Source organism: Leifsonia williamsii, assembly GCF_030433685.1.
GTDB lineage: Bacteria > Actinomycetota > Actinomycetes > Actinomycetales > Microbacteriaceae > Leifsonia > Leifsonia williamsii.
Genome location: NZ_JAROCF010000001.1, coordinates 1,609,510 through 1,631,710 on the forward strand (window position 1 = coordinate 1,609,510; position 22,201 = coordinate 1,631,710).

Annotated in this window: 19 protein-coding genes, 1 tRNA gene and 1 pseudogene; 15 read left to right on the forward strand and 6 right to left on the reverse strand. The window is 70.9% G+C overall.

The window, feature by feature from the left end:
• Positions 1-10 precede the first annotated feature (10 nt).
• Entirely contained in the window at positions 11-991 is a 981-nt protein-coding gene (locus P5G50_RS07590; protein ID WP_301211304.1) for a metallophosphoesterase, read from the reverse strand.
• Complete coding sequence (locus P5G50_RS07595) at positions 988-3,528, reverse strand: transglycosylase domain-containing protein (RefSeq protein ID WP_301211302.1); 2,541 nt, start codon at positions 3,526-3,528, stop codon at positions 988-990. The genes P5G50_RS07590 and P5G50_RS07595 overlap by 4 nt, the downstream gene beginning before the upstream one ends.
• 83 nt (positions 3,529-3,611) lie before the next feature.
• Between P5G50_RS07595 and sp36 the strand changes: the two genes are divergently transcribed.
• Both sp36 and P5G50_RS07605 read left to right on the forward strand, forming a co-directional pair.
• The gene (gene sp36 / locus P5G50_RS07600; RefSeq protein WP_301211300.1) at positions 3,612-3,779 is read left to right on the forward strand and encodes a Sp36 family protein; all 168 of its coding nucleotides are present in this window, start codon (positions 3,612-3,614) and stop codon (positions 3,777-3,779) included.
• Positions 3,779-4,249: a RidA family protein gene (locus tag P5G50_RS07605; RefSeq protein WP_301211298.1), complete on the forward strand. Its 471-nt coding sequence runs from the start codon at positions 3,779-3,781 to the stop codon at positions 4,247-4,249. The genes sp36 and P5G50_RS07605 overlap by 1 nt, the downstream gene beginning before the upstream one ends.
• A 100-nt stretch (positions 4,250-4,349) precedes the next feature.
• Here the strand turns inward: P5G50_RS07605 and acs are convergent, their stop codons facing one another.
• The gene (gene acs / locus P5G50_RS07610; RefSeq protein WP_301211296.1) at positions 4,350-6,299 is read right to left on the reverse strand and encodes an acetate--CoA ligase; all 1,950 of its coding nucleotides are present in this window, start codon (positions 6,297-6,299) and stop codon (positions 4,350-4,352) included.
• A 365-nt stretch (positions 6,300-6,664) separates the two neighbouring features.
• On the opposite strand from acs, the gene P5G50_RS07615 reads away from it, so the two are divergent.
• The 5 genes and pseudogenes from P5G50_RS07615 to P5G50_RS18585 form a co-directional block, all read left to right on the forward strand.
• Positions 6,665-7,771, forward strand: coding sequence for a TadA family conjugal transfer-associated ATPase (locus tag P5G50_RS07615; RefSeq protein ID WP_301211294.1), 1,107 nt, complete (start codon positions 6,665-6,667; stop codon positions 7,769-7,771).
• Entirely contained in the window at positions 7,768-8,763 is a 996-nt protein-coding gene (locus P5G50_RS07620) for a type II secretion system F family protein (protein ID WP_301211292.1), read from the forward strand. Before P5G50_RS07615 ends, P5G50_RS07620 begins: the two co-directional genes overlap by 4 nt.
• Positions 8,764-8,857: 94 nt before the next feature.
• A complete protein-coding gene (locus P5G50_RS07625) occupies positions 8,858-9,118 on the forward strand; it encodes a DUF4244 domain-containing protein (RefSeq protein ID WP_363319460.1) in 261 nt (86 codons plus the stop codon).
• 16 nt (positions 9,119-9,134) lie between these two features.
• Positions 9,135-9,467 carry a hypothetical protein gene (locus P5G50_RS07630; protein ID WP_301211290.1) on the forward strand — a complete coding sequence of 111 codons (333 nt, stop codon included), beginning with the start codon at positions 9,135-9,137 and terminating at the stop codon, positions 9,465-9,467.
• Positions 9,464-9,799, forward strand: a pseudogene (locus P5G50_RS18585) (Rv3654c family TadE-like protein); the annotation flags it as partial. The gene P5G50_RS07630 and the pseudogene P5G50_RS18585, both read left to right, overlap by 4 nt.
• A gap of 75 nt (positions 9,800-9,874) precedes the next feature.
• Here the strand turns inward: P5G50_RS18585 and P5G50_RS07635 are convergent.
• Entirely contained in the window at positions 9,875-10,126 is a 252-nt protein-coding gene (locus tag P5G50_RS07635) for a hypothetical protein (RefSeq protein WP_301211288.1), read from the reverse strand.
• A gap of 252 nt (positions 10,127-10,378) precedes the next feature.
• Here P5G50_RS07635 and topA point away from each other — a divergent pair, with 252 nt between their 5' ends.
• The 6 genes from topA (at position 10,379) to P5G50_RS07665 (ending at position 17,563) form a co-directional block, all read left to right on the forward strand.
• Positions 10,379-13,219 (forward strand): type I DNA topoisomerase, encoded by a 2,841-nt coding sequence (gene topA / locus P5G50_RS07640; protein ID WP_301211286.1) that lies wholly within the window; start codon positions 10,379-10,381, stop codon positions 13,217-13,219.
• Between the two features lie 2 nt (positions 13,220-13,221).
• A complete protein-coding gene (gene tmk / locus P5G50_RS07645) occupies positions 13,222-13,851 on the forward strand; it encodes a dTMP kinase (RefSeq protein ID WP_301211284.1) in 630 nt (209 codons plus the stop codon).
• A 70-nt stretch (positions 13,852-13,921) separates the two neighbouring features.
• Positions 13,922-15,097 (forward strand): DNA polymerase III subunit delta', encoded by a 1,176-nt coding sequence (locus tag P5G50_RS07650; RefSeq protein WP_301211282.1) that lies wholly within the window; start codon positions 13,922-13,924, stop codon positions 15,095-15,097.
• On the forward strand, positions 15,094-16,653 hold the full coding sequence (locus P5G50_RS07655; RefSeq protein ID WP_301211280.1) for an alpha/beta hydrolase: 1,560 nt from the start codon (positions 15,094-15,096) through the stop codon (positions 16,651-16,653). The genes P5G50_RS07650 and P5G50_RS07655 overlap by 4 nt, the downstream gene beginning before the upstream one ends.
• Before the next feature lie 59 nt (positions 16,654-16,712).
• Positions 16,713-17,387 (forward strand): TetR family transcriptional regulator, encoded by a 675-nt coding sequence (locus P5G50_RS07660; RefSeq protein WP_301211278.1) that lies wholly within the window; start codon positions 16,713-16,715, stop codon positions 17,385-17,387.
• Positions 17,388-17,487: 100 nt separating this feature from the next.
• A tRNA-Thr gene (locus P5G50_RS07665) sits at positions 17,488-17,563 on the forward strand.
• A 69-nt stretch (positions 17,564-17,632) separates the two neighbouring features.
• On the opposite strand, the gene P5G50_RS07670 is transcribed toward P5G50_RS07665, so the two are convergent.
• Together P5G50_RS07670 and P5G50_RS07675 are read right to left on the reverse strand one after the other, a co-directional pair.
• Positions 17,633-19,276: an outer membrane protein assembly factor BamB family protein gene (locus P5G50_RS07670; protein ID WP_301211277.1), complete on the reverse strand. Its 1,644-nt coding sequence runs from the start codon at positions 19,274-19,276 to the stop codon at positions 17,633-17,635.
• Complete coding sequence (locus P5G50_RS07675; RefSeq protein ID WP_301211275.1) at positions 19,273-19,881, reverse strand: RNA polymerase sigma factor; 609 nt, start codon at positions 19,879-19,881, stop codon at positions 19,273-19,275. The genes P5G50_RS07670 and P5G50_RS07675 overlap by 4 nt, the downstream gene beginning before the upstream one ends.
• 103 nt (positions 19,882-19,984) lie before the next feature.
• Here P5G50_RS07675 and P5G50_RS07680 point away from each other — a divergent pair, with 103 nt between their 5' ends.
• The gene (locus P5G50_RS07680) at positions 19,985-21,532 is read left to right on the forward strand and encodes a D-alanyl-D-alanine carboxypeptidase/D-alanyl-D-alanine-endopeptidase (protein WP_301211273.1); all 1,548 of its coding nucleotides are present in this window, start codon (positions 19,985-19,987) and stop codon (positions 21,530-21,532) included.
• Positions 21,533-21,584: 52 nt separating this feature from the next.
• On the forward strand, positions 21,585-22,178 hold the full coding sequence (locus P5G50_RS07685; RefSeq protein ID WP_301211270.1) for an isochorismatase family protein: 594 nt from the start codon (positions 21,585-21,587) through the stop codon (positions 22,176-22,178).
• The last annotated feature ends 23 nt before the right edge of the window (positions 22,179-22,201 follow it).

A 22,201-nucleotide genomic window follows, 5' to 3' on the forward strand; every position in this document is an offset into this window, starting at 1 on the left:
CATGACCATCTCAGGCCGCCGTCAGCGTCACCAGCGTCGCCTCCGGCCGGCACGCGAAGCGCACCGGTGCGTAGATCGACGTGCCCAGGCCGGCCGAGACGTTGAGGTACGCCGAGCGGAACGCGTGCCGCCAGACGCTCAGCCCCTTCACCTGCTTGCGCGGGATGTCGCAATTCGTGACCAGGGCGCCGTAGCCCGGCACGCAGACCTGGCCGCCATGCGTGTGACCGGCGAAGATCATGGCGGCGCCGTACGTGACGAACGCGTCGAGCACACGTCGGTAGGGGGCGTGCACGACGCCCAGCGTGACCGTCGGCCGCTCGGGGCGGGCCTTGTCCGTCGGCCAGGTCGAGTCGTCGCTGTACGGGTCGTCCTCGCGCAGCTCGTCGAGCGCGCCGGGGATGGCGGAGACGCGGTCGTAGTGGATGTGCGGGTCGTTGACGCCGAACAGCTCCAGGTGGGTGCCGTTGATCTCCAGCGCGCCCGCCGCGTTGTTGAGGTCGAGCCAGCCCAGCTCTCTCAGGTACGCCGTGAGCGCGGCGTTGTCGAGTCGGGGAGCGGTGGACGCCTTCTTGGTCGACGGTCCCGAGAAGTACTTCAGCGGGTTCTTCAGTTGCGGTCCGAAGTAGTCGTTCGAGCCGTGCACGAAGACGCCCGGGACCCCGCAGAAGACGTCGAGCGCCGCCCGGATGCCCTCCAGCCCGTTCTCATGGCTCAGGTTGTCACCGGTGTCGACGACGAGGTCGGGCCGGAGCCGGGCCAGACTGCGCACCCACTCCTGCTTGTCGCGCTGCCAGGGCGCCATGTGCAGATCGGAGAGGTGCAGCACCCGGATGGGCGCCGATCCGGCGGGGAGCACCGGCGCGGTCACGCGGCGCAGCGTGAACGCACGCCGCTCGATCAGCGAGCCCCAGGCGAACGCCGCCGCGCCCGCCCCGGCGAGCACCGCGAGAGCGGCGCCCACCGGGCGGAGGCCGGAGCCGCGTGTCACTTGCCGTTGTCTTTCGCGCCCGGCGTGGGCTTGGCCGACGGGTCGGTGACCGTGAGCGTCACCTGCGTGCCCGCCTTGGCGGGCGTGCCGCCGGCCGGATCCTGGGCGGTCACGGTCGACGTCGGGCCGCCTCCACCGTTCACCTTCACGCCGAAGCCGGCCGCGGTCAGCGCCTTCTGCGCCTCCGACAGCTTCTGGTTCACCACGTTCGGCACGGCGACGAGCGAGCCGTTGCTGGTGAACACGGTGACGACGGCGCCCTTGCCCACCGAGGTGCCGGGAGCCGGATCGGTCCCGGAGACGGTGCCTGCGGGGGCGGTGGAGTCCTGCTGACCGCCGTCCGCCATCTGCAGGCCGACGCCCTTGAGGATGGACTGCGCCTCGGCCGGCGTCTTGCCGGTGAGGTCCGGGATCGCCACCTGGACGCCGCGGACCAGCTTGTCGGGTGCGGCCGGGAAGTCGTCGCCGCCGTACTTGCCGACCGCGGACGACATCATCGTCTGCATGACCGCCTTGCGGGCGATCGCCGGCGTGGTGCCGTGCGTCGGCCAGATGCGACGCATGTCCTGGTGACCGGTGATGTTGCCGACCCAGTATGCGCCCGCGACCTTCGTCGTCGCGGCGACGAGCCAGAGCTGCTCGTTGTTGTCGGTGGTGCCGGTCTTTCCGAGCATGTCGACGCCGGTGGTGTTCATTCCCTGTGCGGTGCCGTTCTCGACCGGTCCCTGGAGCGCCTTCGCCATCGTGTTCGCCACGGCCGGGTCGATGGCCTGCGTGCACTTGGAGGCGGGAGCCGGCACCTCCTTGCCGTCCGCACCGACGATCTTGTCGATGGCGATCGGCGTGCAGGTCATGCCGTTGTTGGCGATGCCCGCGAAGGCGGTGGCCATCGTCAGGGGCGCGATGTTGTTGGTGCCGAGGATCGCGGCCGGGTTCGTGGCGAGCGGGTCGCCGTTCGCGGAGTGCACGCCGAACGCCTCGGCGTCCTTCTTGATCTCGCACAGGTCGAGCTCCGACGCCATCGCGACGAACGCCGTGTTGATGGAGTTCGTGGTCGCATTCTGGGCGGATCGCCAGCCCTCCTCGCCCGGGGAGTCGTTGGTCGGCCGCCACGGGGCGCCCTCGTGGGGTCCGTTGCAGGAGTCCGTGAAGGTGGACTGGTTGTACGTGCGCACGTTCGCGTTGACCGACTCGTACAGCGAGTGGCCCTGCTTCAGCCACTCGGCCAGCGTGAACACCTTGTAGGTCGAGCCGACCTGGAAGCCGTTCGAGCCGCCGTAGTCCTGGTCCGTCGCGTAATTGACCGACGTGTACTCGTTGCTCGTGTTCAGGACGTCCGGATCGTCGCTGAAGTTCTTGTTCTGTGCCATGTAGAGCACCCGGCCGGTTCCCGGCTGCACGCCAACGAGGACGCCACCGATGTCGACCGAGTAGGTCTTGGGCACGTAGGAGCTGATCGTGTCCTCGGCGACCTTCTGCAGGTCGAGGTCGAGGGTCGTGTAGATCTTGTAGCCGCCGCGGTTGAAGGCGGCCGTGCGGGAGTCCTTGTCCTTGCCGAACGACGGGTCGTTCTGGATGATCCTCTGCACGTAGTCGCAGAAGTAGGCCGCGCCTCCGGCCGTGGTGCACCCGCGCGTGGAGGGAGTGATCACCGGCTGGATCGGGGTCTTGATCGCCTCGTCGTACTGAGCCTTGGTGAGCTTCTTGTACTGGTACATCTTCTGCAGGATGTAGTCGCGGCGCTCCTTGTTCTTGGCGTAGCCGTTGGCGGCGCCGTTCGTCTCGGAGTCCGGGTTGTCGATCTTGAGGGTCGTCGGCTCGTTCACGATCGCGAGGAGGCTCGCGGCCTGGGCCGGGGTGAGAGCGGCGGCCGTGGTGTTGTAGTAGTACTTCGCCGCCGCCTCGATGCCGTAGACCGAGCCGCCGAACCCGGCGATGTTGAGGTACCCCTGGAGGATCTCGTCCTTGGTGTACTTCTTCTCGATGCCGATGGCGTACTTCATCTCCTTGACCTTGCGGTCGGGGGTGACGCCGGTCGAGTCGTCGACGCAGGTCTGGTACGCCTTCTTCTGCTCGTCGGACTTGACGGGCATGGCCTCGCACTTCTGCAGCAGCACGTTCTTCACGTACTGCTGGGTGATCGAGGAGCCGCCCTGCACCCCGCCGCCGGACACGGTCGACAGGACACCGCGCAGCGTGCCCTGGATGTCGACGCCTCCGTGGCTGTAGAAACGCGGGTCCTCACCGGCGATGGCCGCGTCCTTGGCGGCCTGCGAGATCTGCGAGAAGCCGACGGGGAGGCGGTTCTGCGAGTAGAAGGTCGCCATCGCGTAGTCGCCGCCATCGGCGGTCTTCGCGTAGATCGTGGTCGGCTGGGCGAGCTGGCCCACCTCGAGGTACTCGGGGAGACCCTCGAACACGCCGATGCTGTTGTTGGCGGCCATCCCGGTCGCCGCGATGGCGGGGGTGACGGCGGCGGTGACCAGAAGACCGGCCACGGCGGACATGCCGACGAAAGCGCCGACCGCACCGAGCACACCTCTAGCCTGTGGTTTTTGCGCAGACATAGGATCAAGGTAGCCGACGAACCTGTAAAACCCCCCGAACCACAAGGAGCACGATGCCGCGCTGGGAGTACCTGACCACCCCGCTGATGATCCACAACACCGCCGCGATCCTCAACAACTGGGGCTCGGAGGGGTGGGAGCTGGTCCAGGTGGTGACCGGTCCGGAGGGTGGGCTGGTGGCCTACCTCAAGCGTCAGATCGTCGACGGGGACGACGCCTGATGGCCGCCATCGAGCAGCGCCTCGCCGAGCTCGGCATCGACCTGCCCGACGTCGTGCCTCCCGTCGCCGCGTACACGCCGGCGGTCGTCGAGGGAAACCTGGTCTACACCTCCGGTCAGCTCCCGATGGTCTCCGGTGCGCTGCCGGCGACGGGCAAGGTGGGGGAGGGGCACGGCCTCATCCCCGCCGGCGACGCCAAGCAGTACGCCCGCACGTCCGCGCTCAACGCGCTGGCCGCCGCCAAGAGCGTGATCGGCTCGCTCGACCGCGTCACCCGGGTCGTGAAGGTCGTCGGCTTCGTCGCCTCCGACCCGTCGTTCACCGGCCAGCCCGGCGTCATCAACGGCGCCTCGGAGGTGCTCGGCGAGATCTTCGGCGACGCGGGCGTCCACGCACGCTCGGCGGTCGGCGTCGCGGTGCTGCCGCTCGACTCCCCGGTCGAGGTGGAGCTGATCCTCGCGTTCACCTGACCCTCCCTGGCTCGGCAACAGCCGAGTACGCGAAAAATGCCACGAATCGCTCGGATTCGTGGCATTTTTCGCGTACTCGACTGTTGCCGTCGCGGCTGCGCTACGAGAGTTTGCTCTGGATGCTGCTCATCACCGCGGTGTCGGCGAGCGTGGTGGTGTCGCCGACCTCCCGGCCCTCCGCAACATCCCGCAGCAGGCGCCGCATGATCTTGCCCGAGCGCGTCTTCGGCAGCTCGTTCACGATGAAGATCTCGCGCGGCCGGGCGATCGCGCCGATCTGCTCGGAGACGTGCTTGCGCAGCTCCGCGGCGACGTCGATCGACTCGGCGTACTCGAGCTGGTTCTGCTTGATGATGACGAACGCCACCACGGCCTGGCCGGTCGTCTCGTCCGCCGCGCCCACCACCGCCGCCTCCGCGGTGAGCGGGTGCGCGACGAGCGCGGACTCGATCTCGGCCGTCGAGAGCCGGTGGCCGGAGACGTTCATCACGTCGTCCACGCGGCCGAGCAGCCAGATCTCGCCGTCCTTGTCGTAGCGGGCCCCGTCGCCGGCGAAGTACTTGTCGCCGAACTTCGACCAGTAGGTCTCCTTGAACCGCTCCGGGTCGCCCCAGATTCCGCGCAGCATGCTGGGCCACGGCTCGGTGACGACGAGGAGGCCGCCCTGATCCTTGCCGACGGGCACGCCGGCCTCGTCGAGGATGTCGATCGAGATGCCGGGCAGCGGCACCTGCGCGCTCCCGGGCTTCAGCGTCGTCACGCCGGGGAGCGCCGAAACCATGATCGCGCCCGTCTCGGTCTGCCACCACGTGTCGACGATCGGGGTCTCGCCGCCGCCGATGACCTCCCGGTACCACATCCACGCCTCGGGGTTGATCGGCTCACCCACCGAGCCGAGCACGCGCAGGCTCGACAGGTCGAACTTCTGCGGGTGCTGCCGCCCGAGCTTCATGAACGAGCGGATGGCGGTCGGCGCCGTGTAGAAGATCGAGACCTTGTACTTCTCGATCAGCTCCCACCAGCGGCCGGGGTGCGGGGTCTCCGGGGTGCCCTCGTAGAGCACCTGGGTGGCGCCATTGGCGAGCGGCCCGTACACCACGTAGGTGTGGCCGGTGATCCAGCCCACGTCAGCGCTGCACCAGTACACGTCGGACTCCGGGCGCAGGTCGAACACGTTCTTGTGCGTGAACGCGGCCTGCGTCAGGTAGCCGCCGGAGGTGTGGAGGATGCCCTTCGGCTTCCCGGTCGTGCCCGAGGTGTAGAGGATGAACAGCGGGTTCTCCGCCGGGAACGCGGCGGCCACGTGGTCGGCGTCGACCAGCGCGATCTCGTCGTGCCACCACAGGTCGCGGCCTTCGGTCCAGGCGACCTCGTTCTCGCCGCGTTTGACGACGAGCACGTGCTCGACCGTCGTGTCCCCGCCCTGGAGCGCGGCGTCGACAGCGTCCTTGAGCGGGAAGACGCGGCCCTTGCGCCAGCCGCCGTCCGCGGTGATGACGAGCTTCGCCTCCGCGTCGTCGATGCGGGAGCGGAGGCTCTCGGCGCTGAACCCGCCGAAGACGACCGAGTGCACCGCGCCGAGCCGGGCCACCGCGAGCATCGCGATCACGGCCTCCGGGATCATCGGCAGGTAGATGGCGACGCGGTCGCCCGCCCGGACGCCGAGCGCGGTGAGGAGGTTCGCCGCCTTCTTCACCTCGGCGGTGAGCTCGGCGTAGGTGATGGTGCGGGTGTCGCCGGGCTCGCCCTCCCAGTGGATCGCGACCCGGTCGCCGTTGCCGGCGAGCACGTGCCGATCGAGGCAGTTGTACGCCACGTTGAGCGCGCCGTCGTCGAACCACGTGGCGAATGGAGGGTTCGACCAGTCGAGCGTCGAGGTGAAGGGGGTGTGCCAGTGCAGCAGCTCCCGGGCCTGGTCGGCCCAGAAACCGAGACGGTCGGCGGACGCGCGCTCGTACAGGTCGGCCGTCGCGACGGCGTTCGCCGCGAACTGCTCGCTCGGCGCGAACCGGCGGGCTTCATGGAGCAGGTTGTCGATGGTGTTGCTCATAGGGAGTCTGTTCGCTCCTTTGCGATGCGGTGGATTCCGGTTGTCTTCCCAGTCGTGGCGCGACAGTTCCTGACTCTACAACCTGCCTGCGACGCGTCCCACAGAGACTTGCGTTTGCATTGATTCCGCGTAAACTGTCCCTCGGCCGAATGTTTATTCTGGCGTGCGGCGCAACCGATTCCCCCCAATCCTGCGCCGCAGTGGCCGCACCTGTTCCCCCCAATAGGTGCGGCCCCCCTTTGTTTAACGGGTCTGTTTTTCAGCGGGTCTGTTCGTTCTCTCCACAGGGAGCGGGCACCCCGACGGTTCTCCACGGATCCATGTCGGCCTGACCGCGCCACGTCGCCGGCCGTTTCGCTGGGCGTATGAATCCACTGTCACGGCATCGTGCCGGCGACGCTCCCTTCGACAGGGACGGTCTGCCGGGTGACCTCGACGCCACGATCCCGCGTGGTTCGGTCCTCGACACGGTCCGTCGGGAGGCGGAGGGAGAAGCGCCGCCGATACCTCCTCCTGTCGCCATCCCCGCTCCCGGGCTGTGGAGCACCTTCGGCCCGCTCACGCCGTACCTCATGCGCGAGGGCGTCACCGACCTGTTCATCACCGGGGACGGCTCGCTGTGGTCCGACGGCCGCGCGGGCCTGCATCGCATCCCGGAGTGGCATGCGGACGAGCCCGAGACGCGCCGCCTCGCCGTCGACCTGATCGCCCGCGGCGGCCGGCACATCGACGAGGCGACGCCGTTCGTCGACGTCCGCCTCCACGACGGCGTGCGCGTGCACGCCGTCCTGCCGCCGATCTCGACCGGTGGCACGCTGCTGTCCATCCGGATCCCGGGCCGCACCACCCTCCGGCTGACCGACCTCGCACGGCTCAGGACGATCACGGCGGCGCAGTGCGCGGCGCTGGAGCGGGCGGTGGAGGCCCGGACCAACATCCTCGTCACGGGCGCGAGCGGCGCCGGCAAGACCACCCTGCTGGCCGCCATGCTCGCCCACGCGCCGCCGGGTGAGCGCCTCGTCATCATCGAGGACGTGGCGGAGCTCCGCGTCCCGCATCCCCACGTCGTCGGACTCCAGGCGCGCCAGGCGAACGTCGAGGGTCGCGGCGGTGTGGCTCTCCGGCGACTGGTGCGGGAGGCGCTGCGGATGCGACCCGACCGGCTCGTGCTCGGCGAATGCCGAGGGGAGGAGGTGAGCGACCTGCTCGCGGCGCTCAACACCGGTCACGACGGCGGCGCCGGCACTCTGCACGCGAACACGCTCGACGACGTACCCGCCCGGCTCGAGGCTCTCGGCGCGCTCGCGGGCATGTCCGACCGCTCGCTGGCACGACAGGCGGTGAGCGCGATCGGACTCGTCGTGCACGTCGAACGGACCGGGGCGGGTCGCCGGGTGGAGGGATTCGCCCGGCTCACGACGGGTGCCGATGGGCGGTTGGAAGTGGCGCGGGTGGAGGTGAGGTCGCCATGAGTCTCCATCGGGCGTTGAGCCCCGCGACGCCTCCTGGAGGCTCGGGCCGCCGGGGGAGCGGCGGCTCCCGTCGCGCGGACGGCCTGTCCGCACGCGCGGCCATCGCCGACGTGCTCGCAGAGACCGCCGAAGGGCTGGCGGTGCTCCTCGACGCCGGCGTGGGGCCGGCATCCTCGTGGCGCCTGGTGCTGGAGGACGCGCACCTCCCCGCCCTGCGTCGGGTGGCCGCGCGGATCGCGGACGGCTCGCAGCCCGCGTCGGCGCTCGCCGCGGCGCAGGGGCCTGATGCGCGGCTGCTCGCGCCGCTCGCCGCCGTGTGGCTGGTGGCGATCGAGGCAGGCGCGGCGCTCGCTCCTTCGCTTCACGGCGTGGCCTCCGCCCTGCACGATCGCGCGGATGCCCTGCGGGAGGTCGAGGTCGCGCTGAGCAATCCCCGATCGACCGCGCGCCTTGTCGGCTGGCTTCCCGCGGTCGGCCTTGCGATGGGTTCCGCTCTCGGGGTCGACGTGCTCGGCGCTCTCACGCGGTCGCCGCTCGGGGTGGTCGTGCTGCTCGTCGGCGTCGGGCTCACCGCCGCGGGGCGGCTCTGGACCCGCGCCCTGGTCGGGCGGTCGTCCCGCGACGTGCGGCTGCCGGGGGAGGTGCCTGACCTCGTCGCCATCGGCCTCGGCGCCGGACTCTCGGTCTCCGCCTCGCGCCGCCTGGCCGTGGAGTCGCTGCGTCGTCTGGGCAGGCCCGAGCCGGACGACCCGTCGATCGACCGCGTCCTCCACCTCGCCGAACGTGCGGGCGCGCCCGCAGCCGACCTGCTCCGATCCGCCGCGCGGCGCGAGCGGCGGACGGCACGTGCACGTGCTCGGGCTGAGGCGGCGACGTTGGGGGTCCGGCTGATGATGCCGCTCGCGGTGTGCGTGCTCCCGGCGTTCCTCCTGCTGGGGGTGGCGCCCGTCGTTCTGGCGCTCCTCTCCTCCACAGGGGGCCTGATCACCTGACTTCTCCACGGATCCGCCCCGCCCCGACCGCCGTCGGCGTCCTCCTTCCAGCATGGAATGGAGCCGCACGGAGCGGCTCGAGAAGGGGAGTCCGATGACGATCAGAACAGCCGGAGTGCACCGAGGCGCGGCAGATTGCGACAGCCCTGGCGCCCTGCGGGAGCGGGTCGCCGGCTCAGGCCAAGCGTTGCGGACCCTGATCGGCGACGAACGCGGCGCCGCCACGGCGGAGTACGCGATGACGACGATGGCGGCCGTCGGCTTCGCGGCGGTGCTGGTCGCGCTGCTGCGGGGCGACGAGGTGCGCGGCATCCTGACCGATCTGGTGCATCGTGCGCTCAGCGTGGCCGGTTGACCGGGAGCGGGGGAGCGTGACGGCGGAGTTCGCCGCTGCGCTCCCCGCGGCCCTCCTGTGCCTGGTCCTCTGCCTGGGCGCCGTGCAGGCTGTCGCCCAGCAGAGCCGGCTGGTGGGGGAGGCGTCGCATCAGGCACGGCAGCTCGGGCGGGGAGAAGCCGTGCCCGGCCCGTCCGTCGACGCCTCGGACCGCTCCATCCGACAAGACGTGCAGCACGAAGGCGGAATGGTGTGCGTGACGCTCACGGCGCGTAGTGAGGCGCCCGGCGTGGGTGCGCTCGGCCTCGCGGTCAGCGCGCGCCAGTGCGCGATCGACGAAGAGGCCGAGGAAGGAGGTGGCGCCGGATGAGCGCTTCCCCGAATGAACGACACGCCTCCGACCGCGGATCCGGAAGCGTTCTCGTGATGACGGTGGTCGGACTGCTGCTGTGCGTGACCGGCGCCGCGGTCGTCGTCGCCGGCGCCTCCCTGCAGGTGCGCCGGGCGGAGGCCGCTTCGGACCTCGCGGCGCTCGCGGCGGCCGACGCGGCGAGCGGACGCATCCCGGGTATCCCGTGCCCGGTCGCGGAGGAGGTGGCGACGGCGAACGCCGCCGCCGTCGAGCGCTGCACCGCCGACGGAGTGACCGTGACCGTCACCGTGTCGCTCCCGTACCTCGGGCTGCGCGCGGCGTCGTCGGCACGCGCAGGTCCGCCGGGAGCGGTCGGGACAGGGCGCTCCGCCGGGAGCGCAGCAGGCCCAGCCGGACGGCGCAGATCAGTCGAACACGGTCTCCAGGTAGCGGTAGCCCACCGCGCTGGGGCGCTCGGCTCCCGGTCCCTCGGACGCGAACTCGCGCTCGAGGCCGGAGGCGCGCACGTAGAGGTACTTCTTGCCGCCGGACGGGGCGGGGAGCTCGAGGCGGGGGCGCGGGTCGCCCGAGTCGAGGAAGGCGATCGAGATGGTCTTGCCCTCCAGGGGCCCGTCGATCAGCTTGGCGGTGTACGTCGTCATCGAAGTCGTTGCCATACGACCATTGTCCTCGCGCCCCTCACTGTGACAAGGGCGTGCAGGCTCGGCCGGAGCACTGCGCCGCGCGCGAACAACCCCCATCGATTAGGCACTCCAACGGCTGAGGTGTGTATGGTTTGCCTGTCGGGCCGGTTCGGCCCGCGCTCGCCGCTGATCGGAAGCGGCACTCGGGGGAGCGCACGACCACGATCGGTCGGCCGACATCGTCGTACCTTCATCCCGACACTGCGTACATATAAGAGGAGTCAGGTGCCTGACACGAAGAAGCTCGTCATCGTCGAGTCTCCGAACAAGGTCAAGTCGATCGCCCAGTACCTGGGCGACGGCTACGAGGTGATGGCCTCGGTCGGGCACATCCGCGACCTGATCGAGCCGAAGAATCTGCCGCCGGAGCTCAAGAAGGGCTCGCTCGGCAAGTTCTCCGTCGATGTCGAGAACGGCTTCGAGCCGTACTACGTGGTCTCCGACCAGAAGAAGAAGACGGTCGCCGACCTGCGCCGGGCGCTCAAGAACGCGGACGAGCTCCTGCTCGCCACTGATGAGGACCGCGAGGGCGAGGCCATCGCGTGGCACCTGGTCAAGGAGCTGAAGCCGAAGATCCCGGTCAAGCGCATGGTCTTCCACGAGATCACCCGCGAGGCCATCGAGAAGGCGCGCGACAACACGCGCGACATCGACACGGCACTCGTCGACGCGCAGGAGACGCGCCGCATCCTCGACCGCCTCTACGGCTACGAGGTCTCGCCCGTCCTGTGGCGCAAGGTCGGCCCCGGGCTGTCGGCCGGCCGCGTGCAGTCGGCGGCGACCCGCCTGGTCGTGGACCGCGAGCGCGAGCGGCTCGCCTTCGTCGCGGCGTCCTACTGGGGGCTCACCGCGCAGTTGAAGCCGGAGGAGGCGTCAGCGTTCCAGGCGCGCCTCGCGCGCGTCGACGGTGACCGCGTCGCCACCGGCCGCGACTTCGACGACCACGGCCGGCTCACCTCCGGCGCGCGCATCCTCGACGAGGAGGCCGCCCAGGCCCTCGCGGCGGCGATCAGCCTCCCGAGCACCGTCGTGACGGTCGCCAAGGTCGACTCGAAGCCGTACTCGCGCCGTCCTGCCGCGCCGTTCACCACCTCCACGCTGCAGCAGGAGGCCGCGCGCAAGCTGCGGTTCTCCGCCCGGCAGACGATGAGCGTCGCCCAGTCGCTGTACGAGAACGGGTACATCACCTATATGCGTACCGACTCCGCCTCGCTCTCGCAGCAGGCGACGAAGGCGGCGCGGTCGCAGGCGGCGAAGCTGTACGGTCCCGAGACCGTGCCCGAGAAGCCCCGCACCTACGCGTCCAAGAGCAAGAACGCGCAGGAGGCGCACGAGGCGATCCGTCCCGCCGGCGAGGTGTTCCGCACGCCGGGCGAGCTGGAGCGCTCGTTGCGCGGGCCCGAGTTCAAGCTGTACGAGCTGATCTGGAAGCGCACGGTCGCCTCGCAGATGGCCGACGCCAAGGGCCAGACGGCCTCCGTCACGGTCGAGGCGCGCATCGCCGAGGGGCCGCTCGACGGCACCGTCGCCGAGTTCACCGCCAGCGGCACGGTCATCACCTTCCGCGGCTTCCTCAACGCCTACGAGGAGGGCAAGGACGAGGAGCGCAACGCGGCCGACGCGTCGGACGCCAAGCTGCCGCCGCTCGAGCCGAAGCAGTCCCTCCAGGTCGCCGCGGTCGACGCCGACGGCCACGAGACCACCCCGCCGCCCCGCTACACCGAGGCCAGCCTCGTGAAGGCGCTGGAGGAGCTGGGCATCGGCCGCCCCTCCACCTTCGCGAGCATCATCTCGACGATCATCGACCGCAAGTACGTCACGCAGCGCGGACAGGCGCTCGTGCCGAGCTGGGTCGCGTTCTCGGTCGTGCGCCTGCTGGAGGACTACTTCGGCGACCTCGTCCAGTACGACTTCACCGCCGAGATGGAGGAGGACCTCGACCGCATCGCGAACGGCGAGGCCGAGCGCGTCGACTGGCTGAACAGCTTCTACTTCGGCAACGACAAGCACCGCGGTCTGCGCACGGTCATCGACAACCTCGGCGACATCGACGCCCGCAGCATCAACTCCATCGCGATCGACGACGGCGTGACCCTCCGCATCGGCAAGTACGGCCCCTACCTGGAGGTCGCCGCCGAAGGCTCGGAGGAGGGCGCAGCGGAGGATGCGCAGCCCCGCCGCGTCAACCTGCCGCCGGACCTCGCGCCCGACGAGCTCACCCCCGCGAAGGCGCGCGAGCTGATCGAGGCCCCGGTCCAGACCGACCGCGTCCTCGGCTCCAACCCCGCCAACGGCAAGGTGGTGCTCGCCAAGGACGGCCGGTTCGGCCCGTACGTGACCGAGGCCGACCCGGAGGAGGAGCAGGTCGACCAGCAGACCGGCGAGGTCACCGGGGCCAAGAAGCCCGCGAAGAAGGCGGCGGCCGCGAAGCCCCGCACCGCCTCCCTGTTCAAGTCGATGGACCTCGCGACGATCGACCTCGACACCGCCCTCAAGCTGCTCGACCTGCCGCGCGTCGTCGGCGTCGACCCCGAGAGCGGCGAGGAGATCCAGGCGGCGAACGGACGCTACGGCCCCTACCTCAAGAAGGGCGCGGACACCCGGTCGCTGACCAGCGAGGACGACCTGTTCACCGTCGACCTGGCCGGCGCCCTCGAGCTCTTCGCGCAGCCGAAGTACGGCAACCGCCGTGCCTCCAGCGCGCTCAAGGAGTTCGACGCCGACCCGGTGAGCGGCAAGCCGATCAAGATCAAGGACGGCCGCTTCGGCGCATACGTGACCGACGGCGAGACCAACGCGACCATCCCGCGCGGGGAGACCGTGGAGGAGGTCGACTTCGACCGCGCCGTGCAGCTGCTCGCCGACAAGCGGGCCAAGGGGCCGGCGAAGAAGACGACCACGCGCAAGGCCCCCGCCAAGAAGGCGCCGGCCAAGACCACGGCGGCCAAGACCACGGCGGCCAAGACCACGGCGGCCAAGACCACGGCGGCCAAGACCACGGCGGCCAAGAAGACGACCACCGCCAAGAAGCCCGCCACGCGCGCCGCGAAGCCGGCGGCCGAGTGAGCGTGGAGGCAGCAGGCCGCGGGCTCTTCATCACCCTCGAGGGCGGCGACGGCGTCGGCAAGTCGACGCAGGCGGCGCTCCTCGAGGAGTGGCTGACCTCCCGCGGCCGACGGGTCGTGCGTACGCGCGAGCCCGGTGGCACGGAGGCCGGGGTCGAGATCCGCGAGATCGTCCTGCACCACCGCGGCGACATCGCGCCGCGGGCAGAGGCGCTGCTCTACGCCGCCGACCGCGCGCACCACGTGGCCACCTTGGTGCGGCCGGCGCTCGACCGCGGCGACATCGTCCTCCAGGACCGCTACATCGACTCCTCGGTCGCCTACCAGGGCGCCGGGCGCGTGCTCGACCCGGTGGAGGTGCGCGACCTGTCGCTGTGGGCGGCGGAGGGGCTCCTGCCCGACCTGACGATCCTCCTCGACCTCGATGAGACGACCGCGCGGGCCCGGCTCGACGGTGCGCGCACGCGGTACGACCGGCTGGAGGCGGAGCGCTCCGACTTCCACGCCCGCGTCCGCGCCGCCTACCTCGAACTGGCCGCCGCGGAGCCCGAGCGGTTCCTCGTCGTCGACGCATCGCGGCCGGTCGACGAGATCGCCGCCGAGATCCGCGCCCGCCTCGACGACCGCGTCTGAGTCGCGCGAGCGACCTCCCCCCATCCGACCCGCGCATCCCGTGTCCGCCGTGCCCGTTAGCCTGGAGAGCATGACGGTGTGGGACGACCTGACGGGTCAGGACGAGGCCATCGCCGTCATGCGCGCCGCCGCGTCGGGCCGTGACAACGTCGCCGACCGCGGCATGACGCACTCCTGGCTCATCACCGGCCCACCCGGGTCCGGGCGCTCGAACCTGGCCTACGCCTTCGCGACCGCGCTGCTCAGCCCCGGCACGCCGGACGGCGACCGCGCCACGCAGCGGCAGGTGGAGGCGCGCACGCACCCCGACCTCGCCGTGCTCAGCACCGAGCGCGTCATCATCTCCATCGACGAGGTGCGCGCGCTGGTGTCGAGCTCGCAGTTCTCGCCGTCGGTCGGCCGCTACCGGGTGATGGTGATCGAGGACGCCGACCGCATGACCGAGCGCACCTCCAACGTCCTGCTGAAGGCCCTGGAGGAGCCGCCGGAGCGCACCGTGTGGATCCTGTGCGCGCCCAGTGAGGCCGACCTCCTGCCGACCATCCGCTCCCGCGTCCGCACGGTCCGGCTCAAGGTGCCGAGCGTCGCCGACGTCGCCGCGCTGATCGAGCGCCGCGACGGTGTCGACCCCCAGACCGCCGAGCGCGCCGCGCGCCACGCGCAGAGCCACATCGGCATGGCGCACCGCCTCGCGACCAACGAGGAGGCGCGCCGCCGCCGCGAGGGCACCCTCGAGCTCGCCCTCGGCATCCGCACCGTCTCCGACGCCGTGCTCGCCGCGGCGTCCCTGCTGGAGGTGGCGGGCGCCGACGCGAAGGCGATCACCGAGGAGCGCGACGCCGAGGAGCGCGAGAGCGCCCTCCGCTCGCTCGGGGTCGAGCCGGGCGGCACGATCCCGCCGGCCCTGCGCTCCCAGCTGCGCCAGCTGGAGGAGGACCAGAAGCGCCGCGCGACCCGCAGCCTCCGCGACGGCATCGACCGCATCCTCGTCGACCTGCTCTCGCTCTATCGCGACGTGATGATGCTGCAGCTCGGCAGCGCCAGCGAGCTCGTCAACGTGGAGCTGCGCGGCAGGCTGGAGGCTCTCAGCGCCCACTCGACTCCCGCCGCTACGCTCTCGGCGATGGACGCGATCGCGACCGCGCGCGAGCGGATCGACGGCAACGTCGCCCCGGCACTCGCCCTCGAGGCCATGCTCACCACCATCCTTCGCGGCACCGCCGCGCGAAAGGGGACCGACCTGTGACCACCCGATCGGGCCGGCCGGCCCTGCGCCGGCACGCCGTGCGCACCGCGGCGGCGGCCGTCGTCGCCGTCGTCGCGCTCACGCTGACCGGATGCGTCACCTGGTTCATCCCACCCAAGGCGGCCACGACCTCCACCCCCGTGAAGGAGCAGGTCGCCGAGGACCTGCAGCCGTTCTACAGCCAGGTGCTCACCTGGAAGAGCTGCTCGGGCGGCATGCAGTGCACGACCGCGAAGGCGCCGCGCGACTGGGCCGACCCCTCCGCAGGCGAAGTCGAGCTGGCGCTCGTCCGGCAGCCGGCCAAGGGCACGAAGCAGGGCTCCCTGCTGGTGAACCCGGGCGGCCCCGGCGGCTCCGGCTTCGATTTCGTCGCCGACTCGGTGGACTACGCGACCGACAGCACGCTGCAGGACCACTTCGACATCGTCGGCTTCGACCCCCGCGGCGTCGGCCGCTCGAGCGCGGTGAAGTGCTACGACGCGAAGCAGATGGACGACTACCTCTACGGGATCACGCCCGGTGTGCGCGGCTCCGACGCGTGGATCGCCGAGAACACGAAGATCTCGAAGGACTTCGGCGCCGCCTGCGACACGAACACGGGCGCCCTGCTGGGCAAGGTCGACACGGTGAGCGCCGCGCATGACCTCGACCTGCTGCGCGCCGTGCTCGGCGACACCAAGCTGAACTACCTCGGCTACTCGTACGGCACCTACCTCGGCGCCGTCTACGCCGAGCTCTACCCGGACAAGACCGGCCGACTGGTGCTCGATGGCGCGCTCGACCCCGCCGCCAGCAACTTCGACGTGACGAAGGTGCAGGCCCAGGGCTTCGAGAGCGCGCTGCGCGCCTACCTGGGCGACTGCCTGCAGCAGAAGGACTGCCCGTTCGACGGGACGGTGGAGAACGGGATGGCGACCATCTCGTCGCTGCTGGCCTCGGTCGAGAAGAGCCCGATCCGCAACTCCGACGGCCGGGAGCTGGGTGCGAACACCCTGGTGACAGCGATCATCTACCCGCTCTACGACGCGACCGCGTGGTCGTACCTGAGCGACATGTTCAGCTCGGTCATGAAGGGCAGCGCGGCCACCGCGTTCACGCTGGCCGACGCGTACAACAACCGCAAGAGCGACGGCACCTACGGCGACAACTCGACGGAGGCGTTCCTCGCGATCAACTGCCTCGACTACACGTACGACGACGCACCGGCGGTCATGCGCCAGCAGGCGGCGGAGCTCGCCAAGGCGGCGCCCGTGATCGGCCCGTACATGTCGTACGGCGACATCGGCTGCGCCAACTGGCCGTTCACCTCCACGGTGAAGCGCGGTCCGATCGCCGCGGAGGGTTCTGCCCCGATCCTCGTGGTCGGCACCACCAACGACCCGGCGACGCCGTACGTCTGGGCGAAGAACCTCTCCAGCGAACTGCAGAACGGCCACCTCCTCACCTACAAGGGGGAGGGGCACACCGCGTACAACAAGTCGAACTCCTGCGTGAACAACGCCGTCGACGACTTCCTCGTCAGTGCGAAGCTGCCCGCAGAGGGCAAGACCTGCTGAGCGAACATCCGCGCGCCGCCGTAGTGGTGCAATTTTGCAGACGATGAAATAATCGGGACGTGACGGTGGTGGAGGGCGAACTCGGTCTGCGCGAGCGCAAGCGGATCGCGACGCGGCGGGCGATCCAGCTGGCGGCGCTGCAGCTGGCGACCGAGCGCGGCTTCGACCGCGTGACGATCGACGAGATCAGTCACGCCGCGAACGTGTCGCCGCGCACCTTCTTCAACTACTTCCCGTCGAAGGAGTCGGCCATCATCGGTGAGCTGCCGGAGCTCCCCGACGAGGCGAGCATCGAGCGCTTCATCGACGCCGGGCCGGAGGAGCCGATCCTCGACGGCCTGAGCACCCTGCTCATCGCGGCCATCGACGGCGGCGAGCTGGGGGACGCCTCGCCGCCCGAGCAGCAGTCCGCGACGATGCAGGAGATGCACCTCCTGCGCCGTGCCCTGCTCAAGGACAACCCCGAGCTCTTCGCGCAGCGCATGGCGACGATGCACAAATTCGAGGACGCCCTGAGTGCCGTGGTGCAGCGCCGCCTCGCCCACGACGACCCGGCGCTCGCCTCCGACCAGGAGACCCTGCACCAGCGCGCCCGCCTGGTCACCTACGTGGCCTTCGCCGGGATGCGCCACGCCTGGTCGTGCTGGGCCGACCACGGCGGGGTGGAGTCGCTCGCGGAGCGGCTGCGCAGCTCGTTCGACCAGCTGCAGGCCCTCGGCGCCCACGTACGCTGACGCCGCAAGGCACGCAGGTGTGTTCGTGACGCCGCTCGGTGTTCGTGACAGGCCTGGGGATCGGGTAAGCTATCTGACTGTGCGCCGGCCACCGGCCCACGCCGCCCTAGCTCAGTCGGCAGAGCATCTCACTCGTAATGAGAAGGTCAAGGGTTCGATTCCCTTGGGCGGCTCCACCACACGAAAGGCCCGCTCCCCCCGGAGCGGGCCTTTCGCTTTCCCCCTTCTTCCCCCGGGTCCTGCGGTCAGCCGAGCGGCTCGATGTGGCGGCCGCGCTCGCGGATGAGCACGCCTCCGGCGAAGTACCAGCGCTCCTGCTTCTCGGTGGGCGTCTGCCAGAGCCGCGCGCCGGTCGCGCGGTCGTAGGCGGCCCCTGTCCCGTCCGCCGTCCAGTCCGGCACGGCGTAGTCCTCGGACCATCCGCGAAGCGGCATCGGACCGTCTGCGGACATCGGCGTGTCGGGAACGGGAGCCGGGGCGCCGGAGGCCGCGTCGAAGCTGCAGGTCCGGCCGCCCCCGTAGCCGAGAACGATCGCGTTCCGCTGCTCGTCGAGGAACACGTCCGGGTAGGACTGCCCGGCCGTCGCCGGTGCGCAGCGATCCAGAGCGACGTTCCAGCGCAGTCGGCCGTCGAGCGCGTCGAAGACCAGGAGTCCACCGCCTGAGACGGCGGCCACCAGGTCGGATCCGACCGTGGTCCCGACCGGGCTCCCTGGCCGCGCCGACAGGGTGCGGATCTCGCGGATGTCCGATCCGGCCGGGAGGACGTCCGTCCACAGCGCCGAGCCCGCCCGGTCGATCCCGGACAGCTGCACCGTGCCGTTCGGGTCCGGTTGCGAGGTGCGCAGCGCGGCGTTCTCGGTGAGCCAGGCGGAGTCGTATGCCGCCCCCTGGACCACCGCGCCGGTATCGACGTCCAGGACGCCGTTGAAGTGGCCGGCGTCGCCCTCGGCCGTGCGCCAGCTGATCGGGACGACCCCGGTGGCGTTGTACCGGGGGCTCTGGAGCCACGCGGACAGGCCGAGGGACCGCGTCCAGACCGCGTGCGACGCATCCCGCGGGTCCGCGCGAAGCAGCCGCGCTTCCGGGAAGCCGGCACCAGGGTCCGGGGGAAGGGCGACCAGCACGTCACCGGAGTCCCCTCCGACGGGGACCACCTGTTGCGCCGGCAGGCCGGCCGTTCCGAACGCCGCGGATGCGATGGTGCTGCCGGTGCTCAGGTCGATCACGTCGTGCGGTCCGCTCGAGGAGCGCGGCGACACGATCAGTGCGCGCCCGGTGGTGCCGAGAAGCGCCACGTGGGTGTCGGTCCCACCCGGCACATCGGACTCCCACCTCCATTCGCGCGTCCACAGCACCGTGCCGGTGTGCGTGTCGACCATCGTCAGCGCCAGATGGTCGTCAGGGAGGGTGCAGTCGTCCGCCCGATCCCCGATCACCTTGGAGCCGATCTGGAACAGGGCGTAGCCGTCCGCGATGTCGTACGCGGTGCGCTGTTCGCAGCTCTCGTCGGTGCCAGGGAGGTCGATCCCCCATCCCGGATCCGTCGCGACCGTGGTCACGTCGTGCGGGCGGATCGGGTCCGTTGTGACCCGCAACGGACGTGCATCGCGCGTCGGCGTGGGGGACGGTGTCGGCGTCGGCGCCCCTGTCGACGTCTGCGTCGGCGTCGGCAGAGGAGCGGGTCCCGGCTCGGGTGCGCCGAAGTGCAGCACACCGGTCAGGGCCAGCGCGGCCGTTCCTCCGGCGATGGCGAGCGCGGCGCCCGTGAGCGCCCCGATGATCGCGAAGCGGGTGCGGCGCTCCCGCCGCGGGGCCTCGGCGACGGTGTCGAGCAGCAGCTGCCTGATGGCTGCGCTGCGGGTGGGGTCGAATTCCGCGGTGCTCATCGTGCACCTCCTTCGAGGATCGCCTGGTCGGTATCGGAGTCGGGGGCGGCGGCCGGGCCGGTGAGGGCGGCCAGCCGCTGCTTGGCGCGCGAGAGGCGGGACTTGACGGTCCCTTCCGGCACGCCGAGCGCCTCCGCCGCCTGTGCCGTGCTGAGCTCCTCCAGCACGCAGAGGGTGATGACGTCCTGGTCGCGCTGCGGGAGCCGGGCGAAGGCGTCGCGGACGACGCGCGACCTCCCTTCGTCGTCGAGGGCGGCGTCGACGCGGGGAGCGTGGTCGTCCTGCGGCGCAGGCTGCGGCAGCCGGCCGAGCGCCGCGCGGTAGCGGCGGCGGCTGCGCGTGTGGTTGCGGATCGTGTAGTTGGTCGTCACCAGCAGCCAGCCGATGATCGAGCCGTCGACCACCCGCACGGTCTCGCGCCTGCGCCACGCCTCGAGGAACACGACCGCGGTCACGTCCTCGGCGTCGTGCGGCTCGCGCAGCAGTCTCAGCGCGTGGCCGAAGACGCGGTCGCGGTGGAGGTCGAACAGCGACGCGAACGCGGGCCCGTCCCCGCCGCGTGCCGCCGACCAGGCCGCGGCCTCGTCGAACTCATCCCTGTCCATACCCACTACTGTCCGGTCGCCGGATTCGGTTCCCGTCCTGCAGCCGTGGATCGGCGCGCACCCCGGACTGGGGCCGTTCAGCAACAGCGGTTACCATACCGGAATGCACGAATCGGACCTGCCCGACTCCGGCGCGCCTGCGGACCCGACCCCGACCCGGTCGAGCCGCCGCGTCGACGCCCGCGCCGGCAGCCGCTTCTCCGTGGCCGGCGCGATGGCCGCCATCCGCTCGCACCCCAAGGCGTGGATCGCGGCCGGGGCCGCCGCCGCGTTCGTCGTGCTCGGCTCGGGCACGGTCGCCCTGGGCGCCACGGTCGGCGCCCCGGCGGCCTCCGCCGCGGGCGCTCCGACCTCCTCCGCCACCGCCTCGGCCTCCCCGAAGGCGAGCCCGACTCCCACACCGACGCCTACCACCGCGCCCGCGCGCCCGGTGCCTGCTGCTCAGCCGGCCGCCACGCGCATCCGCACCTGTTCGGTGGCGGGGCTCGCGCAGGACGGCCGTCTCGGCTCGCTGCACGCCCAGGTCCTGAACGCCAAGACGGGCGAGGTGCTGTTCGACCGCAACGGCACCGCGGCCGGCGCCACCGCCTCCGTGCTCAAGACGCTGACCTCGGCCGCCGCGCTGGCGACCCTCGGCGGCGACCACCGCGTGCAGACCACAGTGGTCGCCGGCAGCACGCCGGGCCAGATCGTGCTCGTCGGCGGCGGCGACGTGACGCTGTCGCGGCTGCCGGGCGGCCAGGGCGCGTTCTACACGGGCGCCCCCTCCATCCAGGATCTCGCCACCCAGGCGAAGCAGGCGATGGGCGGCCAGCCGATCACCTCCATCGTGGTCGACACCTCGCTGTTCGGCGGCCCGGTCTGGCAGCCGAGCTGGGACGAGCGCGAGGAGCGCGTGGTCGAGGGCTCGACCCCCTACATGACCGCCCTGATGGTCGACGGCGACCGCGACGACCCGGGCGCCGTGGAATCGCCGCGCAGCACCGACCCGGTGGCGCGCGCCGTGCAGTACTTCCAGCAGTACCTCGGGACGAACGTTCCGGTCACCCAGGGCACCGCTCCCGCCGGGGCGAAGCCGCTCGCGTCGGTGCAATCGCAGCCGGTCAGCACGCTCATCGAGCAGGCGATGAAGTACTCCGACAACACGATCATGGAGGAGCTGGCCCGCCTGGTCGCGATCAAGGGCGGCGCCGGCAACACCTTCGACGCCGAGAACGCGGGTGTGCTCGCCGGTCTCGCGGCGTACGGCATCGACACCACCGGGATTCACATCGCCGACGGCTCAGGCCTGAGCGGCGACAACGCCGTGCCGCCGTCGTACCTGACGCGGCTGTTCGTCAAGGTGCTCAACCGCGAGAACGGGCTCGGCATCGTCTACGACGGCCTCCCCGTCTCCGGCCAGTCCGGCACGCTCGCGTCGGGGTACAACCGCTTCACCGGCGACAACTCCGTCGCGCGCGGGGCCGTCCACGCGAAGACCGGCTGGATCAACAACGGCTACACGCTGTCGGGGATCGTCGACGCGGCCGACGGCACCCCGCTGACCTTCGCCGTCTTCGCCCTCGGCGACGTCAGCGACAACGCCAAGCAGGCGATCGACACGCTCGTCACCGGCTTCTACAAGTGCGGCGACAACCTGACCAACGGCTGACAGCGGCGACGCCGCGCGGCGGAGAAGGCGGAGAAGGCCGAGGAGGAGCACCGTGACCAGGGCACTGTTCATCATCGACGTGCAGAACGACTTCACCGAGGGAGGCGCGCTCGGGGTCGACGGGGGAGCGGCGGTCGCCGCAGCGATCTCCGCCTTCCTGGGCGCGCATGCCGCCGACTACTCGGTGATCCTCGCGAGCCGGGACTGGCACGACGCCGACAACGACAACGGCGGCCACTTCGCCGCCGAGCCGGACTACATCGACTCCTGGCCGGCCCACTGCGTCGCCGGAACCCCGGGCGCCGACTATCACCCGGCGCTCGACACCTCTCGTGTGACCTACCACGTGCGGAAGGGCCAGGGCGTGCCCGCCTACTCGATCTTCGAGGGGCGTACGGACGCGGGGTCGACCGTGCACAACCTCCTGGACGAGCACGGTATCGACGCGGTGGATGTCGTCGGCATCGCGACCGACCACTGCGTGCGCGCATCGGCCCTGGACGCCCTGGAGCATGGGCAGCGGGTGCGGGTGCTTACCGATCTGGTCGCGGGTGTGGCGCCGACCACGTCCGAGGCGGCGCTCGCCGAACTGGCGCATGCCGGTGCGGAGCTCGCACTCAGCGACGGCTCCGCCACTGAAATCTGACATAGCGCGTCGCTAGAGTGGGA

What these genes read in the sequence shown, in the direction of transcription:
- sp36 (WP_301211300.1), top strand. Translation starts at nt 3,612, where the DNA reads ATGCCGCGCTGGGAGTACCTGACCACCCCGCTGATGATCCACAACACC.
- P5G50_RS07605 (WP_301211298.1), top strand. Translation starts at nt 3,779, where the DNA reads ATGGCCGCCATCGAGCAGCGCCTCGCCGAGCTCGGCATCGACCTGCCC.
- acs (WP_301211296.1), bottom strand. Translation starts at nt 6,299, where the DNA reads ATGAGCAACACCATCGACAACCTGCTCCATGAAGCCCGCCGGTTCGCG.
- P5G50_RS07615 (WP_301211294.1), top strand. Translation starts at nt 6,665, where the DNA reads ATGAATCCACTGTCACGGCATCGTGCCGGCGACGCTCCCTTCGACAGG.
- P5G50_RS07620 (WP_301211292.1), top strand. Translation starts at nt 7,768, where the DNA reads ATGAGTCTCCATCGGGCGTTGAGCCCCGCGACGCCTCCTGGAGGCTCG.
- P5G50_RS07625 (WP_363319460.1), top strand. Translation starts at nt 8,858, where the DNA reads ATGACGATCAGAACAGCCGGAGTGCACCGAGGCGCGGCAGATTGCGAC.
- P5G50_RS07635 (WP_301211288.1), bottom strand. Translation starts at nt 10,126, where the DNA reads ATGGCAACGACTTCGATGACGACGTACACCGCCAAGCTGATCGACGGG.
- P5G50_RS07650 (WP_301211282.1), top strand. Translation starts at nt 13,922, where the DNA reads ATGACGGTGTGGGACGACCTGACGGGTCAGGACGAGGCCATCGCCGTC.
- P5G50_RS07670 (WP_301211277.1), bottom strand. Translation starts at nt 19,276, where the DNA reads ATGAGCACCGCGGAATTCGACCCCACCCGCAGCGCAGCCATCAGGCAG.
- P5G50_RS07675 (WP_301211275.1), bottom strand. Translation starts at nt 19,881, where the DNA reads ATGGACAGGGATGAGTTCGACGAGGCCGCGGCCTGGTCGGCGGCACGC.
- P5G50_RS07680 (WP_301211273.1), top strand. Translation starts at nt 19,985, where the DNA reads ATGCACGAATCGGACCTGCCCGACTCCGGCGCGCCTGCGGACCCGACC.